This window comes from Dactylosporangium sp. CA-139066 (assembly GCF_050936175.1).
GTDB lineage: Bacteria > Actinomycetota > Actinomycetes > Mycobacteriales > Micromonosporaceae > Dactylosporangium.
In genome coordinates, this window is sequence record NZ_JBNJNH010000001.1 from 528,044 (window position 1) to 544,127 (window position 16,084).

A 16,084-nucleotide genomic window follows, 5' to 3' on the forward strand; every position below is an offset into this window, starting at 1 on the left:
TCGCATTCACTCATCCTCCAACTTTTTCTGTCAAGACTTTCCACCCACCCGCCCAAAACCAAACACCAACTGTCACATGAACGAGACCTGGGCGATGCCGGAGCGACATCGAGGGTCATCGCATGAACGACCTTGTGTGACCGTGTCGAGCCGAGTACAACAATATTCAACAGGTTCGATCGAAACCCACCTGGGAGCTGCGATGATCCGACCTCCTGGGGCGCTGCTGCGCGCCCTGGCGGCGGCCGTGCTGGCCGTCCCGACATCCATCCTCATCGTTGTGACGGCGACCTCGCCGGCCGCGGCCGCCGCCACGCCGCAGCCGGGACCGCTCACCGCCCCCGTGATGGGGTGGAACAGCTGGAACCGCTTCGGCTGCAACATCGACGAGAATCTGATCAAGGCGACCGCCGACGCCATGGTCAGCACCGGACTGCGCGACGCCGGCTACACGTACGTCGACATCGACGACTGCTGGATGGCGAGCACCCGCGACGCGCAGGGCCGCCTGCGCCCCGATCCCACACGTTTCCCCGGCGGCATCGCCGCGATCGCCGACTACGTGCACGCCCGCGGCCTCAAGCTCGGCATCTACTCCTCGGCGGGCACCGCCACCTGCCAGGGGCTGCCGGCCAGCCTCGACCACGAAACCACCGACGCGCAGACGTGGGCGTCCTGGGGCGTGGACCTGCTCAAGTACGACAACTGCAACAACCAGGGCCGCCCCGCCTACGACCGCTACAAGGCGATGGGCGACGCGCTCAAGGCCACCGGCCGTCAGATCGTCTACAGCCTGTGCAACTGGGGCGACGACGAGCCGTGGATCTTCGGGCCGAACGTCGGCGGGAGCTCCTGGCGTACCACCGGCGACATCAGCGCGAACTGGGGGAGCGTCACGTCGATCCTGGACCAGCAGGCGGGCCTCGAGCCGTTCGCGCGCAAGGGGTACTTCAACGACCCCGACATGCTCGAGGTCGGCAACGGCTCGCTGACCCAGGACGAGAACGTCGCCCACTTCTCGCTGTGGTCGCTGCTGTCGGCGCCGCTGCTGCTCGGCAACGACCTGCGCTCGGTCAGCGCCGCCACGCTGAACGTGCTGCGCAACCCCGACGTCATCGCGGTCAACCGCGACTGGGCCGGCTCACAGGGCCGCCGGATCGCCGACGCGGGCGACCAGGAGGTGTGGGCCAAGCCGATGAGCGACGGGTCGGTGGCCGTCGTCCTGCTCAACCGCGGCGGCGGTACCGCAACCGTGTCCACCACCGCCGCCGAGCTCGGCCTGGGCGGCTCCAGCTCGTACACGACGAAGAACCTGTGGACGGGCGCGACCGGCAGCACGGCGGGCGCGCTGAGCGCCTCCGTGCCCTCGCACGGCGTGGCCATGTTCCGCGTGACCCGGGCCGGCGGCCTCTCCGCCGCGCCGGCGTCGGGCTCGCTCCAGGTCAGCGACCTGGCCTGGACGGCCAGCAGCAACGGCTGGGGCCCGGCCGAGCGGGACCGCAGCAACGGCGAGCAGGCGGCCGGCGACGGCGGCACCCTCAACGTCGGCGGCACCACGTTCGCCAAGGGCATCGGGGCGCACGCCGACTCCGCGGTCCACGTCTACCTCGGCCGGGCCTGCCGGACGTTCACCGCGCAGGTCGGCGTCGACGCCGAGGCCGGCACCAACGGATCCGTGCGCTTCGCGGTCTACGGCGACGGCCGGCTGCTGGCGTACACCGGGGTGAAGACCGGCGGCCAGGCACCCACGCGGCTGACGGTCTCCACCGCCGGCTACCTCGACCTGGAGCTGCGGGTGACCGACGGGCGCACGAACGGCATCCAGTACGACCACGCCGACTGGGGCGCCCCGACCCTGGTCTGCGGTACCACCGGGGCCGGTTCGGCCGTCAGCGACCGCTCCTGGGGCACGGCGAGCAACGGCTGGGGCCCGGCCGAGCGCGACATGTCCAACGGCGAGCAGGCCGCCGCCGACGGCAGCGTGCTCACCGTCGGCGGGGTGTACTACCCGAAGGGCGTCGGCGCGCACGCCGCGAGCGACATCACGGTGCCGCTCGGCGGCGCGTGCAGCCGGTTCACCGCCGTGGCCGGGCTGGACGCCGAGGTCGGCAGCCAGTCGACGGGCGTGACGTTCAGCGTGCTCGGCGACGGGGTGTCGCTGTACACGAGCCCGACGGTGACGGCGGGCGCGCCGGTCGCCATCGACGTGAGCGTCTCGGGCCGCACGAACCTCCGGCTGGTCGTCGGGGGAGCGGGCAGCATCGACTACGACCACGCGGACTGGGCCGACGCGCGCCTCACCTGCTGAGTTTCTCGGTCCCTTCCGCGGGAGTGACCACGAAGGCGTCGGGGGGCGCGAAGCCGGCATCGGCGAACGCCCCCCGCACCGCCGCCTCGACCGCGTCGCAGCGATCGGCGTCGACGAGGGACAGCACGCAGCCGCCGAAGCCGCCGCCGGTCATCCGCGACCCGTGGGCGCCGGCCGCCAGGGCCGCCTCGACGACCGTGTCGACCTGCGGCACGGTGATCTCGTAGTCGTCGCGCATCGAGGCGTGCGAGGCCGTCATGAGCGGCCCGATCGCCCGCGCGTCACCGGCCCGCAGCGCCTCGACGGTGTCGAGCACCCGCTGGTCCTCGGTGACCACGTGCCGGACCCGCTTGCGCATCACCTCGTCGTCGAGGCGGGCCAGGGCGGCGGGCAGGCCGGCCTCGTCCACGTCGCGCAGCGCGGCCACGTCGAGGATCTTCGCCGCCTCCTCGCAGGTGCGCCGGCGGGCCGCGTACTCCCCGCTGACGTGCGCGTGCGGCGCCTTGCTGTCCACGACCAGGATGGCCAGGCCCTGCTCGGCCAGGTCGAACGGCACCTGCTCGGTGGCCAGCGAGCGGCAGTCCAGGAACAGCGCGTGCCCGGCCCGGCACAGCGTGGAGGCGGACTGGTCCATGATGCCGGTCGGCGCGCCCACGTACTCGTTCTCGGCCCGCTGGGCCAGCCGCGGCCGCAGCGCCATCGGCAGGCCGGCCTGGCCGGCCAGGTCGAGCAGGGCGGCCATCGCCGCGCACTCCAGCGCCGCGGAGCTGGACAGCCCGGCGCCCCACGGCACGTCGGAGGCGATGGTCAGCGCCGCGCCCGGCACGTCGTGGCCGGCCTCGCGCAGCACCCACACGATCGCGGCCACGTAGGCGGCCCAGCCCTCGATCCGCTCGTCCGGGCCGAACGTGACGGTCTCGCCGGTCTGCTCCGACGTGACGGTCCACTGTGGGCCGTCGAGGCGGCGGGCGCCGACGACCGTGCGGTGCGGCAGCGCGAAGGGCAGCACGTACCCGTCGTTGTAGTCGGTGTGTTCACCGATCAGGTTGACGCGCCCCGGGCTGGCCCAGACCACGTCGAACGGACCTCCCGGGAGCCGCTCGGCGGCACCGCTCACAGGACCACCTCCCGCAGCATCGAGGCGGCCTGCTCGGGCCGCACGTCGTTGACGAACACGCCCATGCCCGACTCGGAGCCGGCCAGGGCCTTGAGCTTGCCCGGCGCGCGCCGGGTGCTGAACAGCTGCAGGTGCAGGTACGCCAGGTCGCGCCCGACCCGCACCGGCGCCTGGTGCCAGGCCGCGATGTAGGGCATGGCGAGGCCGAACATGCCGTCGAGGCGGCGCAGGACCTCCAGGTACAGCGGGCCGAACGCGTCGCGCTCCTCGGTGCTCAGGGCCGGGATGTCGGGGACCTGGCGGTTGGGGTACAGGTGGATCTCGAACGGCCAGCGCGCGGTGGCCGGCACGAAGGCGGTCCAGTGCGCGTTGCCGCCCACGATCCGGGTGCCGTCGGCGCGCTCGGCGGCCAGCACGTCGGCGAAGAGGTTGCCGGGCCCCCGGTGCTCGCGCGCGGACTGCAGCATGCGCCGGGTGCGGGGGGTGACGAAGGGGTACGCGTAGATCTGCCCGTGCGGGTGGAACAGCGTCACGCCGATCTCCTCGCCGCGGTTCTCGAAGCAGAAGACCTGCTCGATGTCGTCGCGGGTGGACAGGTCGGCGGTGCGGTCGGCCCAGGCCTCCATCACGGTGCGCACGCGGGCGGGCGACAGCGACGCGAACGAGGCGTTGTGGTCGGAGGTGAAGCAGACGACCTCGCAGCGGCCGGTGGCCGGACGGGTCGGCACGAGCCCCGGCAGGATGTCGCCCTGCGCGGGCCCGACGCGGTGGCTGAAGCTGGGGAAGCGGTTCTCGAAGACCACGACGTCGTACTCCGCCGCCGGGATCTCGCTCTGCCACTCCGGCGTCGACGGGCACAGCGGGCACTGGTCCGACGGGGGCAGGAACGTCCGCGACTGGCGGTGCGCGGCGATCGCCACCCATTCGTCGAGGATCGGGTCGTGCCGCATCTCCGACGCCGGAGGCGGCGGGGGCAGCTCCCGTTGGTCGACGGCGTCCCGGGACGCGTCGTCTCGCTCATCGAAGTAGATGAGCTCCCGGCCGTCGGCGAGGTGGGTGACCGTGCGCTTCACTCGTTCTCCAGGGGTCCTTCGGGGGCTAGCCGTTCGGATCGACGACGATGAGCTCCCCGACGCGCTCGGCCAGCTGCACACGCGCCTCCGCGGCCAGCCCGACGTCGGTGATGAGGATGTCCGCCTCGTCCAGCGGCGTGATCGTGGCGATGCCGACCATTTCCCACTTGGTGTGGTCGGCCAGCACCACGAGCCGACGCGCGGCCGCGACCAGCAGCCGGTTCGTGCCCGCCTCCATGAGGTTGGGCGTGGTGAAGCCGGTGCGCGGGCTCATGCCGTGTACGCCGAGGAACAGCACGTCGACGTTGAGGGAACCGATCGCCGCCTCGGCCACGGGGCCGGCGAGGGCGTCGGAGGGGGTACGGATCCCGCCGGTGAGCACGACCGTCTGGTCGGGCCGCCCGGCGTGGTACAGGGTGTCGGCGACCGGGATCGAGTTGGTCACGATGGTCAGCCCCGGGACGTCGACGAGGTGGGCGGCCAGCGCCGCCGTGGTGGTGCCGGCCGACAGGGCGACCGCGGTGTGCGGCTCGATGAGCTTGGCCGCCCGCTCGGCGATGGCCGCCTTCTCGTTGCGCTGGCGCACGGACTTGGCGTCGAATCCGGGCTCCTCCGTGGAGCCGGGCCCGGCGATGGTGGCCCCGCCGTGCACCTTGTCGACCAGGCCGCGGTCCGCGAGGGCCTCCAGGTCGCGCCGGATGGTCATGTCGGAGACGCCGAACTGGCGGACCAGTTGGCTCACGCGCACGCCACCGTGGCGGCGGACCAGGTCGAGGATGGCCGCCTGACGTTGCTGTGCGAGCATCACGCCGTTCCCTTCGCAGGCGCAGCGGGGGTCAGCACGGCTGCGCGGGTGTCCGAACCCACAACGGGTTCCAACGCAGACGTTACGTCTCCCGCACGCAGGTGCACCTCGCTGGCCCGGACGAAGTCTGCCGCCGGGCGGTCACCCCCGAGGGGGGTGCGTGGGTGCGCTCGCATGGCGTACAGCTTCGAACCTAGCCGACCAGAAGTCAACAAACTCGAACAGACATCTCTGGGGAAGCGCTCTCAGCCCGCCCCTGCCGCCTCCGGCACACATCGGCGGCCTTCCGGCGGTACTGCCCTCGAAAGTTACAGATCTTTGCTGGTCATGCCGGATTTTCGTTCGACCATGGGTGTCGTTCCTGGTGGCCGGTGGCCGCCTGGCGGTTCTCGTTGGGTTCTGTGCCTTGGTGAGGAGCGTGCGATGAACGTCTCGCACCCGGAAGGGGGTGCAACGTTCGACAGCGCGCGCGCCGGCCGGACCGCCGTGGACCGGAAGGGCCGGGCGCCGACGAGCTGCGTGACCGAGGCGGAAATCCGTCAGAAGGGGCGGGTGCCGACCGTGGTCAGGCGCTGCGTGGCCCGGGACAGCGCCACGTACAGCGTCCGGAACCCGGTCGCGGCCTCGTCGCGGATGTCGGCGGGCTCCACCACGAGCACCCCGTCGTACTCCATGCCCTTCGAGTCCAGCGCCCCCACCGTCTGCAGCCGCTGCGGATCCAGACCGTCCAGCCACCCGGCGACCTCGGCCCGCCGGGCGGTCGGGGTGATCACGCCGACCGTGCCCTCGACCTGGTCGAGCAGCGCCTTCGCGGCCGACACGACCGCACCCTCGAGCTCGTCCGTCACCGTCTCGACCGGGTCGACGCCCGAGGAGCGCACGGCCATGGGCAGCTCGATGTCCGGCTGCGCCGCGCGGATGACGCGGGCGGCGACGGCGAAGATCTCGGCCGAGTTGCGGTAGTTGGTGGTCAGCGTGAACGCCGAGCGGCGCCGGGTGCCGACCGCCGCCTCCATCGCGCGCTCCGCCTCGGTGGCGTCGGCCCAGGCGGCCTGGGCCGGGTCGCCGACGATCGTCCACGTGGCGTGTGGGCCGCGGCGGCCGACCATGCGCCACTGCATGGGGGAGACGTCCTGCGACTCGTCCACGATGATGTGCGCGTAGTCGCGGTAGTCGTCCGGGCGCTCCACGGCCTGGGAGCGCGCCGCGGCCATGCGGTCGGCGTACGTCGTGACCTCCCGGACGCCCTCGGCGACCTGGAACGGGTCGCGCGGCGCGCGCTTGCGCACCGGCGGGTCGCCGAGCAGCTCGTGCAGCTCGTCGAGCAGGGCGATGTCCTCGACCGACAGGTCGTCCACCGCGATCGACGCGGCCAGCGTGGCGATCTCCCGGTTGCTCAGGATGCCGTTGGCCCAGCGCGACAGGCGCTGGCGGTCGGCGAGGAAGCCGAGCGCCTCGACCGGGCGCAGCACCGGCCACCAGCCGCGCATGAACTGGATGAACTCGGGGCGCTCGGCGATGTCCGGGGCGAACTCCTCGCGCTTCTGCTGGCGGCCCGACGGCAGCAGCTGCACGCTCTGGCGCCACAGTGCGTCCAGGACGTAGCCGGCCGCCTTCGCCCGCGCGGCGTTGCGCTTCACGCCCAGGCCGAGCACCGTGCGGCGCAGCTCGTCGAGCGCCGGGCGGTCGAGGCTGAGCAACTCCCCGCGGTACAGAATCCGGATCCGGTCCGGCGAACCCGGCACCGGGCTGCGGGCCGCGCGGCCCAGCACCCGCTGCATGCGCAGCGAGCCCTTGATCGCGGCGACCTCGGGCGGCTCGTGGCGGGTCGCCTGGACGCCCTCGACGAGCTGGCCCAGCGAGCGCAGCGTGGCGGTGTCCTCGCCGAGCGAGGGCAGGACGCGCGAGACGTAGCCGACGAAGACGTCGGACGGGCCGACGACCAGCACGCCGCCGGACTCGTAGCGGTTGCGGTCGGCGTAGAGCAGGTACGCGGCGCGGTGCAGCGCCACCGCGGTCTTGCCGGTGCCGGGGCCGCCGCGCACGATCGTGATGCCCGAGGCGGGGGAGCGGATCGCGTCGTCCTGCTCGCGCTGGATGGTGGCGACGATGTCCTTCATGCCGCGGCCGGTGGCGCGCGAGAGGTTGGCCAGCAGCGCGCCGTCGCCGACCACGGCCATGCTCGGGGGCGCGGCCGCCGGATCCAGCAGGTCGTCCTCGATGCCGACGATCTTTTCGCCGGTACTGCGGATGCTCCGCCGCCGCACCACGCCCATCCGGTCGGCGGGCGTGGCCCGGTAGAACGGCGCCGCGGCGGGCGCCCGCCAGTCCACGACCAGCGACTCGTACTGCTCGTCGCGCAGCCCCAGCCGCCCGATGTAGCGCACCTCGCCGCCCGGCACCGCGGGCGACACGGCGGCCGCGTCCGCGCCGGACACCCCGTCGGGGCCGAGGTCGAGCCGGCCGAAGACGAGCCCGTCGTGCTCGCTCTCCAGGGCCCGGCGGCGCCGCGCCGCGTGGTAGACCATCGCGTCGCGCTCGACGAGGGCGCCGAAGTTGCCGACCCGGGCAAGGCTGTACCCGGCCTTCTCCACCTCGGCGGCGGAGACTCGCAACTGGTCCAGCCGCACGTACACCCGGTCGAGATACACCTGCTCGGCGGCGATCTCCGAGTCGCGAACCGCGTCGCTCAACGCATTACTCCTGCCGCCCGGCGAAAAACAACCCCGAAATCTTACTCGTGCTCCGGGGCGGGCCTGTTCACGGCGTGGCCGCGGGCTCCTTGTCGGCCTCGGCCTGCAGCGCGCGGGCCTCCGCGGCGGCCTTGCGGCGCACGTAGAGGGTGGTGACCACGCCGGCGACGACGGCCACCGCCAGCGCGACCCACGAGAAGTCCTTGAGCCACTTCTCGGCGGCCTGGCCGATCGTGTAGATGGCGAACACGGTGCCGAACGCCCAGGTTATCCCGCCCAGCGCGTTGGCGATGAGGAACTTGCCGTACGGCACCCGCAGGGCGCCGGCCAGCGGCCCGGCCAGGATGCGCAGCAGCGCGATGAAGCGGCCGAAGAAGACCGCCCAGACGCCCCAGCGGTGAAACGCCCGCTCCGCCTTGGCCAGGTGCGGCGGGCCGAAGTGCTTGGGGAAGCGCCGGCCGAAGCGCTCGAGCAGCGCCCGCCCGCCGCGGCGGCCGATCAGGTATCCGACACTGTCGCCGATGATCGCGCCGGCCGAGGCGGCCCCGGCGACCAGCCACGGGCTCACCGACGTGGTCACGGACAGTAGTGAGGCGGTGACCAGGGCGATTTCACCCGGCAGCGGCACGCCCATGCTCTCGACGCCGATCACGATGCCGACCAGCACGTACACCCAGACGGCGGGGAGCGTGGCCATCCACTCTTCGATCTGGTGCACCGCGACCCTCCCCGGCGACGACTCTTCCGTGCGGAACCAGCCTCTCATACCGTCCTGAGGGTGAGCTGTATCGTCTACGGCGCCAACGGTTACAGTGGGTCACTTTTGGCCCGGCTCGCGGTGAGCCGGGGCGAGCGGCCGATCCTCGCCGGGCGCTCCGCCGGGCCGGTCTGCGCCCTCGCCACCGAGCTGGGCCTGCCGTACCGCATCGGCCCGCCCTCGCCCGAGCTGCTCGACGGCGCCGAGGTCCTGCTCAACTGCGCCGGCCCGTTCGCCGAGACGGCCCCGGCGGCGGTGGCCGCGTGCCTGGCCGCCGGCGTGCACTACCTCGACATCACCGGCGAGCTGGACGTGTTCGAGCGGATGTTCGGCCACGACGCCGCCGCCCGGGCCGCCGGCGTCGCGATGATCACCGGGGCCGGCTTCGACGTGGTGCCCACCGACTGCCTCGCCGCGCTGCTGGCCGCCGAGCTGCCCGGCGCGGTCGCGCTGGAGCTGGCCTTCTCCGCGCCCGGCGGGCTGTCGCGCGGCACCGCCCGCACGGCGTTCGGGGAGATGGGCGCCGGGGCGGCCCGGCGGGTCGGCGGTGCGCTGGTGCCCACGCGCTACGGCTCACCGTCCCGGGTGGTGCCGTTCCCGTCCGGCCCCCGGCGCGTCGGAGCGACACGCTGGGGCGACCTCGTCACGGCGTACCGCTCGACCGGCATTGCCGACATCACGGTGTACATGCCGCTGCCGCCCGGCGCCGCGCTCGCCCCGGCGTTCCGGTTCGGCCCGCTGCGGCGCGCCGCACAGGCGCTGGTGCGCCGCGGCGGCCCGTCGGCGGCCCGGCGCGAGGGGACCGGCTGCGAGGCGTGGGCCGAGGTCCGCGACGCCTCGGGGCGACCCGCTGGGCCACGCTGAGCGGCCCGAACGCGTACGCGCTGACGGCCGACGCGTCGCTGCGCGCGATGCAGCGGGTGCGGGCCGGCGACGTACCGCCGGGCGTGCACACCCCGTCGCAGGCGCTAGGCGCTGACTTCGTGCGCTCGCTCGACGGGGTCACGGTCGCGACGGGCGGCGGCTGAGCCCCGGCGCCGCGCTGCGCGCCGGATGACCGACACGATCGCGCCGGTGACCGCGTCCGGCCGCTCGATCGGCAGCATGTGCCCGGCATCGTCGCAGACCACGAGCTCGGCGTCGGGCAGCTCCCGGGCGATCGTCTCGGCGCAGGCCGGCGGGGTGAGCCGGTCCAGCGACCCGACGAGCACCGCGACCGGCAGCCCGCGCATCGCGGCGAGGGTCTCGACGCGATGGTGCAGGTCGACCGACGGCCGGAAGCCACCGATGGCGCACAGCGGCGCGTTGCCGACCATCGAGGCGGTCAGCGCCACCCAGCTGGTGTCGACGCGGTGGCCGAACACGAGCCAGCGCACGCCGGGGGCGAGCAGGGGCATGAGGCGCCGGTGCGGCCGCCAGGCGCCGGAGCGGGCCAGCAGGCCGGCGCCCTGCACCTCCAGGACGCGCATGACCCGGGCCAGGCGGGGGCTGAGCCCGTAGCTGGTGCGGGAGGAGCCCTCGGCGGAGGTGGCGACGAGCACGATCCCGACGACCCGGCGCTCGAAGGTGGCCGCGTGGCGGTGGGCGTACTCCATGATCGCCATCCCGCCGAGCGAGTGCCCGGCCAGGACGATGGGGCCGCGCGGCACCAGCTGCTCGAGGACCTCGGCGAGGTCGTCGGCGAGCTGTTCGAGGGTGGCGTCGGCACCGTGGGTGGCCGACGAGCGGCCGTGGCCGCGCAGGTCGAAGGCGAGCAGCTGGACCGGGGCCCCGAGCCGCGCGGGCAGGTCGGCGATCTGCTGCCGCCAGAGGCGGTTGTCGAGCGTCCATCCGTGCAGGAGGACCACCGTGACGGGGGGCCGGCCGCGGACGGCCGGGCCGGCGGGGTGGAGCACGCTGTACAGGCGGGCGCCGTCCTTGAGCCGCACGGGGGAAACGACGACGGAACCCATGAACAATTGTTACCCGGAAGTACGTCGAATTACCCCTCGGGTGAACACGAAACAGCCGCCGGGATGATCTCCCGGCGGCCGTACGTATGACTACGGCCGGCTCAGGCCGGCCCCAGCGACAGCGGTCTAGGCGGCTTCGAACACACCCGCGTCGACCAGGCGCTTCTCGGTGGCGTCCCAGCCGTCCGCCGGCGTGGCGGCGGCGAGCGCCTGCAGCTCCGCGCGGATCTTGGCGGCGTGACCGGCCCCGGCCAGAACCCGGATCTCCTCGACGAACGCGTCGGAGGTGGTGCTGAGGTGGACGGTCTTGCCGTTGGTCAGGTTGCGCACGTACACGTGCTTGCCCTTGTTGAGCGGGATGAGGTACTTGAACTCACCCAGCACGCTAAGAGCGCCGGACGCACCGGCCTGACCAGCGCGGACTGAGGCCCGCGCGGTCTTTGAGGTGTTGCCTGCCACGGCGGGAACTCCTTGTCGAGGCTACGTACGGAAGACAAGGAACTGTAACACCCGCCGGCGAGGGCCAAAAAAGGCAGTTACCTGCGTGATGCTCGTATCGTTGGACAATTTGCAAGACCGGTGTGCCGGTTCGTCTGGCGCCCCGGGCGCAACATCGTCATCATTGGTCGCAACAGTTGCCGACGCAACGGCATGGCCCGCGGAGCACGAGGTCGTAGGGGAAGACGCACCTCGGTCTCCAGGAGGTCTTACGTGCCCACGCGTGGCGTCATATATGTGCACTCGACTCCGCTCGCCGTGTCCTCGCACGTCGAGTGGGCGATCGCGCGCGTCCTCGGCACGCCGGTCCGCCTCGAGTGGTCGGTGCAGCCTGTCGAGCCCTCGGCCCGCCGGGCTCAGTGCTCGTGGACCGGCGCGTCCGGCACGGGCGGAGAGCTCGCGGCCGCGCTCCGGCAGTGGCCCATGATCCGCTTCGAGGTCACCGAGGAGCCGAGCTCCGGCGTCGACGGCGAGCGCTTCATGCACGTGCCCGGCCGCGGCCTGTTCCGCGGTTCGACGAGCGCCAACGGCGACATCGTGCTGTCCGAGGACCGCCTGCGCGCCCTCGTGGCGAGCGCCCGCGGCTACGAGACGCTCGCGCACACCCTGGAGAAGGCCCTGGGCGCGCCGTGGGACGCGGAGCTCGAGCCGTACCGCCACGCCGCCGACGGCGTGCCCCTCACCCTGCTCACCCGCGTGGGGTAGTTGCCCTCACCCGCGTGGGGTAGTTGCCCTCGCCCGCGTGGGGTGGTTGCGCCAGCATGGTTGAGTGGCGGGCGTGCCGTCGCCCATCCGCCGTTTCCTGCCCGCCCTGCCCGCGCTCGCCCTGCTCCTGGCCGCCTGCACCGACGGCGCCGGCGGCGCCGCCGACCCGCGCGCGAGCCAGCCGACGTCGGCGCTGGTCCCCGGCCCCGACCCGGCGGCGCAGGCCGCTCGGATCGCCGGAACCCTCTCGGACGAGGAGCTCGTCGGCCAGCTGCTGATGCCGTACGCGTACGGCAACGCCGCCGACAAGGTCTCCTCGGGCTCGGCCTCGGCCAACCGGACGTACGCGGGCGCGGCGACGCCGGCCGAGATCGTCAAGAAGTACCACCTGGGCGGCATCATCCTCGTCTCCTCCAGCGCCGACGACCCCACCGCCGGCACCAACAAGACCACGAACGTCGAGTCCCCGGCCCAGGTGGCGAAGCTCACGTCGGGCCTGCAGCAGGCGGCCCTGAGCCAGCCCGCGCGGCTGCCGCTGCTGATCGGCACGGACCAGGAGTACGGCCAGGTCACCCGCATCCGCGACGGCATGGTCCAGCTCCCCGCCGCGCTGGCGTTCGGCGCCGCGGGCGACCCGGCGCTGACCGAGGCCGCCTGGAAGGCGGCGGGCGCGGAGCTGGCGGCCATCGGCCTGAACGTCGACTTCGCCCCCGACGCCGACGTCCTGGGCGCCCAGCCCGGCGGCCCGATCGGCTCCCGCTCGTTCGGCAGCGACCCGGCGAAGGTCGCGCTCCAGGTGGCCGCCGCGGTGAAGGGCCTGCAGGCCTCGGGCGTGGCGGCGACGGTGAAGCACTTCCCGGGACACGGCCACACCACGGCCGACAGCCACAGCAGCCTCCCGGTCCTGAACCAGAACCTCGACGCCCTGCAGGCGTCCGACCTCCCGCCGTTCCTGGCCGCCCGGGACGCGGACGTGGGCCTGATCATGTCCGGCCACCTGGACGTGAAGTCGATCGACCCCGGCGTCCCCGCGTCGTTCTCGTCGAAGGTTCTCACCGACCTGCTGCGCACGAAGCTCGGGTACACCGGCGTCGTCGTCACGGACGCCCTGAACATGGCCCCCGCGCAGCAGTGGTCCCCGGGCGAGGCCGCCGTGCGCGCGATCCTGGCCGGCAACGACATCCTGCTGATGCCGCCGAACCTGTCGGCGGCGTACAAGGGCCTCCTCGACGCGGCGCGCTCCGGCCGCCTCACGAAGCAGCGCCTGGTCGAATCGGTGACCCGGATCCTGACGCTGAAGCTGCGCCTGGCCGCGGTACCGAAGCCGGACATGAGCGTCGTCGACGCCGACCCCGGCCGCACCGCCGCCCGCGCGGCCGCCGCCGCGGCCATCACCGTCCTGCGCGGCAAGTGCGACGGCCCGCTGGTCACCGGCCCGGTCCGCGTCACGGCCGCCGGCGCCGACACGGCCCGCGCCGCCCTCGAGGAGGCCCTGCGCCAGGCCGGCGCCGAGGTCGTCGCACAGGGCGGTTCGGTGGCACAGGGCGGGTCGGAGGTCCGGCTGGTCGGCTACAGCCGCGGCTCGGCCGACCTGTCCTCGACCGCGGCCGTCACGGTCGCCCTGGACACGCCGTACGTGCTGGCCTCGGCCCGCGGCACCCTCGTGGCCACCTACTCCTCGTCGCGGGCGTCGATGTCCGCGCTGGCCGACGTCCTGCTGGGCAAGGCGAAGGCCCCGGGCCGCACACCGGTCGCGGTCCAGGGCCTGCCGCCTACCGCATGCTGAGGGCGGCGCTGTCCAGGCGGCGGCCCGTGGTGGCGTCGACGATCGTCGTCGTCAGGGCCGCCTTCGTGGCTTTCGCCGGGGCCGCCACGTTCAGGACCTTCGCCAGCTCGCGGAGCTGGGCGACCGTGAGCTTCAGGTCGTTGAGGTACTGCGTCGCGGCCTGACGGGTGCCCAGCTCCGCCAGCATCGACTCGATCTCGCTCACGGGGCGGGACAGCGCGGGGGCGGCCTTCGGCGCCGCGGCGGGCCGGGCCGGGCGGCCGCCCTTCGGGACCAGCTCCAGCTTCGCCGCGCCCGAGGCCAGGTCGGCCAGCTGGTCGGCGGGGAGGGTCTTCACGAACGCGGCCACGCGCAGGAGCACCTCGTGGGCGAGGTCGGCCGGGTCGGTCATGCGGGGCTCCAAGCTCAGGTCCGGGTGCGCGCCAACAGCTCGCTCGTGAGCTGCTGCAGCTCGTATCGTAGGGTCTCGATCGCGGTGCTGCCCTGCGGCGCCAGCACCGCGGGCACGGCCCGCTGACCGGCCTCGGTGATCGCGGTCTTGTTGTCGCGGATCGTCTGGCGGAACACCGGCATCTCGATGCGGGTGGTCTCCTCGACCGAGTTGCGCTGGCTGACCAGGGGACCCGTCGAGGTGTACTGCACCATCGTGTACACCACGCCCGCGACCTCCGGGTTGATCGGCGCCCCCGCCACCTCGTTGTACTCCTCCACCAGCTGCGACAGCCGCGTGCGCAGCAGGTCGATGCCGAGCGTGGACAGATAGTCGGGCCGGGCCGGGACGACCACGTAGTCGCTGGCGACCAGCGCCGTGCGGGTGACGAGGTTGAAGTTGGGCGGGCAGTCGATCAGCACCGTGTCGTAGCCGCCGAACGAGGGCTCCGCGAGTGCGTCGGCCAGCAGGCGGTACACCTGCAGAAACCTCGGGCTGCTGCGCTGGAACCGCGACCCGCCCAGCCCCGCGGCCAGATCGAGGTCGACGTCGACCAGCCCCAGCTGCGACGCGACAAGGTGCAGGTGCCCGCCGAGCGGCTGGACGACCCCGTTGACCGCGTGCGGCGCCAGGACGTACTTGAACAGCGACTCCGGCGTGCGGGTGGCGACGAAGCCCTCGAACCACTCACGGATCGTCGGCTGCTCGTCGAAGTCGGACGGCCGGTAGAACGAGTACGTCAGGCTGGCCTGCGGATCGAGGTCGATGAGCAGCACCTTGCGCCCGCGCGCGGCGAGCTCGGCACCCACGTTCGCGGTCACGGTGGTCTTGCCGACGCCGCCCTTGTAGTTGATCACCGAGACGACGCTCATAGCTGCAGCATGCCACAGCCCGACTCCGAGCCCTCGAAGTCATATATCTGGCGCCGGGGTATAAATCCGACAAGTCGCAGCGCGGAGTGCCGGGCTTGCCGCTCTCCGCGGCGCGGAGTGCCCGGCTTGTCGCTTCCCGCGGCGCGGAGTGCCCGGCTTGTCGATTCCGCGGCGCCGAGCGCCGGACTTGTCGTAGTTGGGGGCTGGTGCGCCGCGCACTGCAAAAGCGCGGCATCCCCGGGTGCGGCAGTGCCTGAGCGGCGTGGCCAGACCGGCCACGGCCATGATCGTGAAGCGCAACTGCCGCTGAGGTCGCCGCGCGGACTGTCTGGTTGTCGCACTCCAATCGCCCGCGCCCGCGCCGCCCGCGCCCGCGCCGCCCGCGCCCGCGCCGCCCGCGCCCGCGCCGCCCGCGCCCGCGCCCGCCCGCGTCCGCCCCCGCTCCGCGCCCGCCCCCGCGCGCGCCGGCTCCGCGCCCGCCCCCGCTCCCGCTCCGCGGCCGCCCCCGCTCCGCGCCGCCCCGCCCGGTCCGCGCCCGCGCCCGCCGCCCCGCGCCGCCTGCGCTGCCCTGCACCCGCGCCGCCTGCGCTGCCCCGCACCCGCGCCGCCCCGCCCGCTCCGCGCCCGTTCCGCGCCCACCCCGCGCCCGTGCCTGCACCGCCCCGTGCCCGGGCCGCCTGCGCCGTCCCGCACCCGCGCCGCCCCGCCCGCTCCGCGCCCGCTCCCGCCCCGCCCGCTCCGGGCCCGCGCCCGCGCCGTCCCGCTCGCGCCCGCGCCGTCCCGCGCCCGCGCCGTCCCGCGCCCGCGCCGTCCCGCGCCCGGGCCGTCCCGCTCGCGCCCGCGCCGTCCCGCTCGCGCCCGCGCCGTCCCGCTCGCGCCCGCGCCGTCCCGCTCGCGCTCGCGCCGTCCCGCTCGCGCCCGCGCCGTCCCGCTCGCGCCCGCGCCGTCCCGCTCGCGCCCGCGCCGTCCCGCTCGCGCTCGCGCCGTCCCGCTCGCGCCCGCGCCGTCCCGCTCGCGCCCGCGCCGTCCCGCTCGCGCCGCCCCGCTCGCGCCGCCCCGGCCGCCCCGCGCCCGCGCCCCGTGCCCGC

General features: G+C 73.9%; 13 protein-coding genes. 4 read left to right on the forward strand and 9 right to left on the reverse strand.

All coding sequences use genetic code 11. The annotated features are described in order from the left end of the window. Positions 1 to 202: 202 nt before the first annotated feature. Positions 203 to 2,308, forward strand: a complete 2,106-nt coding sequence (locus ACQEVU_RS02490) for an NPCBM/NEW2 domain-containing protein (RefSeq protein ID WP_433319870.1) — start codon at positions 203 to 205, stop codon at positions 2,306 to 2,308. Here ACQEVU_RS02490 and galK read toward each other — a convergent pair. From galK to ACQEVU_RS02515, 5 genes are all read right to left on the reverse strand, one after another. After that, the gene (gene galK / locus ACQEVU_RS02495) at positions 2,298 to 3,425 is read right to left on the reverse strand and encodes a galactokinase (protein WP_433319873.1); all 1,128 of its coding nucleotides are present in this window, start codon (positions 3,423 to 3,425) and stop codon (positions 2,298 to 2,300) included. The two genes, ACQEVU_RS02490 and galK, sit on opposite strands and share 11 nt — an antisense overlap. Next, complete coding sequence (gene galT / locus ACQEVU_RS02500; protein WP_433319875.1) at positions 3,422 to 4,498, reverse strand: galactose-1-phosphate uridylyltransferase; 1,077 nt, start codon at positions 4,496 to 4,498, stop codon at positions 3,422 to 3,424. The genes galK and galT overlap by 4 nt, the downstream gene beginning before the upstream one ends. A gap of 25 nt (positions 4,499 to 4,523) precedes the next feature. After that, positions 4,524 to 5,303, reverse strand: a complete 780-nt coding sequence (locus ACQEVU_RS02505) for a DeoR/GlpR family DNA-binding transcription regulator (RefSeq protein ID WP_259859061.1) — start codon at positions 5,301 to 5,303, stop codon at positions 4,524 to 4,526. Positions 5,304 to 5,842: 539 nt separating this feature from the next. Continuing rightward, entirely contained in the window at positions 5,843 to 7,996 is a 2,154-nt protein-coding gene (locus tag ACQEVU_RS02510; protein WP_433319878.1) for a HelD family protein, read from the reverse strand. Between the two features lie 67 nt (positions 7,997 to 8,063). Beyond that, the gene (locus tag ACQEVU_RS02515) at positions 8,064 to 8,714 is read right to left on the reverse strand and encodes a DedA family protein (RefSeq protein WP_433319881.1); all 651 of its coding nucleotides are present in this window, start codon (positions 8,712 to 8,714) and stop codon (positions 8,064 to 8,066) included. A 60-nt stretch (positions 8,715 to 8,774) separates the two neighbouring features. Between ACQEVU_RS02515 and ACQEVU_RS02520 the strand changes: the two genes are divergently transcribed. Then, positions 8,775 to 9,617, forward strand: a complete 843-nt coding sequence (locus ACQEVU_RS02520; protein WP_433319884.1) for a hypothetical protein — start codon at positions 8,775 to 8,777, stop codon at positions 9,615 to 9,617. A 104-nt stretch (positions 9,618 to 9,721) separates the two neighbouring features. Here ACQEVU_RS02520 and ACQEVU_RS02525 read toward each other — a convergent pair whose 3' ends face one another. Together ACQEVU_RS02525 and ACQEVU_RS02530 are read right to left on the reverse strand one after the other, a co-directional pair. Then, positions 9,722 to 10,705, reverse strand: a complete 984-nt coding sequence (locus tag ACQEVU_RS02525) for an alpha/beta fold hydrolase (RefSeq protein WP_433319887.1) — start codon at positions 10,703 to 10,705, stop codon at positions 9,722 to 9,724. Positions 10,706 to 10,831: 126 nt separating this feature from the next. After that, positions 10,832 to 11,164, reverse strand: a complete 333-nt coding sequence (locus tag ACQEVU_RS02530) for a hypothetical protein (RefSeq protein ID WP_433319890.1) — start codon at positions 11,162 to 11,164, stop codon at positions 10,832 to 10,834. Positions 11,165 to 11,416: 252 nt separating this feature from the next. On the opposite strand from ACQEVU_RS02530, the gene ACQEVU_RS02535 reads away from it, so the two are divergent. Both ACQEVU_RS02535 and ACQEVU_RS02540 read left to right on the forward strand, forming a co-directional pair. Next, positions 11,417 to 11,908 carry a DUF3145 domain-containing protein gene (locus ACQEVU_RS02535; RefSeq protein ID WP_433319892.1) on the forward strand — a complete coding sequence of 164 codons (492 nt, stop codon included), beginning with the start codon at positions 11,417 to 11,419 and terminating at the stop codon, positions 11,906 to 11,908. A gap of 73 nt (positions 11,909 to 11,981) precedes the next feature. Next, positions 11,982 to 13,694 (forward strand): glycoside hydrolase family 3 protein, encoded by a 1,713-nt coding sequence (locus ACQEVU_RS02540; protein ID WP_433319895.1) that lies wholly within the window; start codon positions 11,982 to 11,984, stop codon positions 13,692 to 13,694. On the opposite strand, the gene ACQEVU_RS02545 is transcribed toward ACQEVU_RS02540, so the two are convergent. Next, positions 13,681 to 14,085, reverse strand: coding sequence for a hypothetical protein (locus ACQEVU_RS02545; protein ID WP_433319898.1), 405 nt, complete (start codon positions 14,083 to 14,085; stop codon positions 13,681 to 13,683). The two genes, ACQEVU_RS02540 and ACQEVU_RS02545, sit on opposite strands and share 14 nt — an antisense overlap. Positions 14,086 to 14,099: 14 nt before the next feature. After that, positions 14,100 to 14,996: a ParA family protein gene (locus ACQEVU_RS02550; protein ID WP_433319901.1), complete on the reverse strand. Its 897-nt coding sequence runs from the start codon at positions 14,994 to 14,996 to the stop codon at positions 14,100 to 14,102. Positions 14,997 to 16,084 lie beyond the last annotated feature (1,088 nt).

Coding starts and splice junctions, on each gene's coding strand:
- ACQEVU_RS02505 (WP_259859061.1), bottom strand. CDS start 5,303: ATGCTCGCACAGCAACGTCAGGCGGCCATCCTCGACCTGGTCCGCCGC.
- ACQEVU_RS02490 (WP_433319870.1), top strand. CDS start 203: ATGATCCGACCTCCTGGGGCGCTGCTGCGCGCCCTGGCGGCGGCCGTG.
- ACQEVU_RS02525 (WP_433319887.1), bottom strand. CDS start 10,705: ATGGGTTCCGTCGTCGTTTCCCCCGTGCGGCTCAAGGACGGCGCCCGC.
- ACQEVU_RS02545 (WP_433319898.1), bottom strand. CDS start 14,085: ATGACCGACCCGGCCGACCTCGCCCACGAGGTGCTCCTGCGCGTGGCC.
- ACQEVU_RS02550 (WP_433319901.1), bottom strand. CDS start 14,996: ATGAGCGTCGTCTCGGTGATCAACTACAAGGGCGGCGTCGGCAAGACC.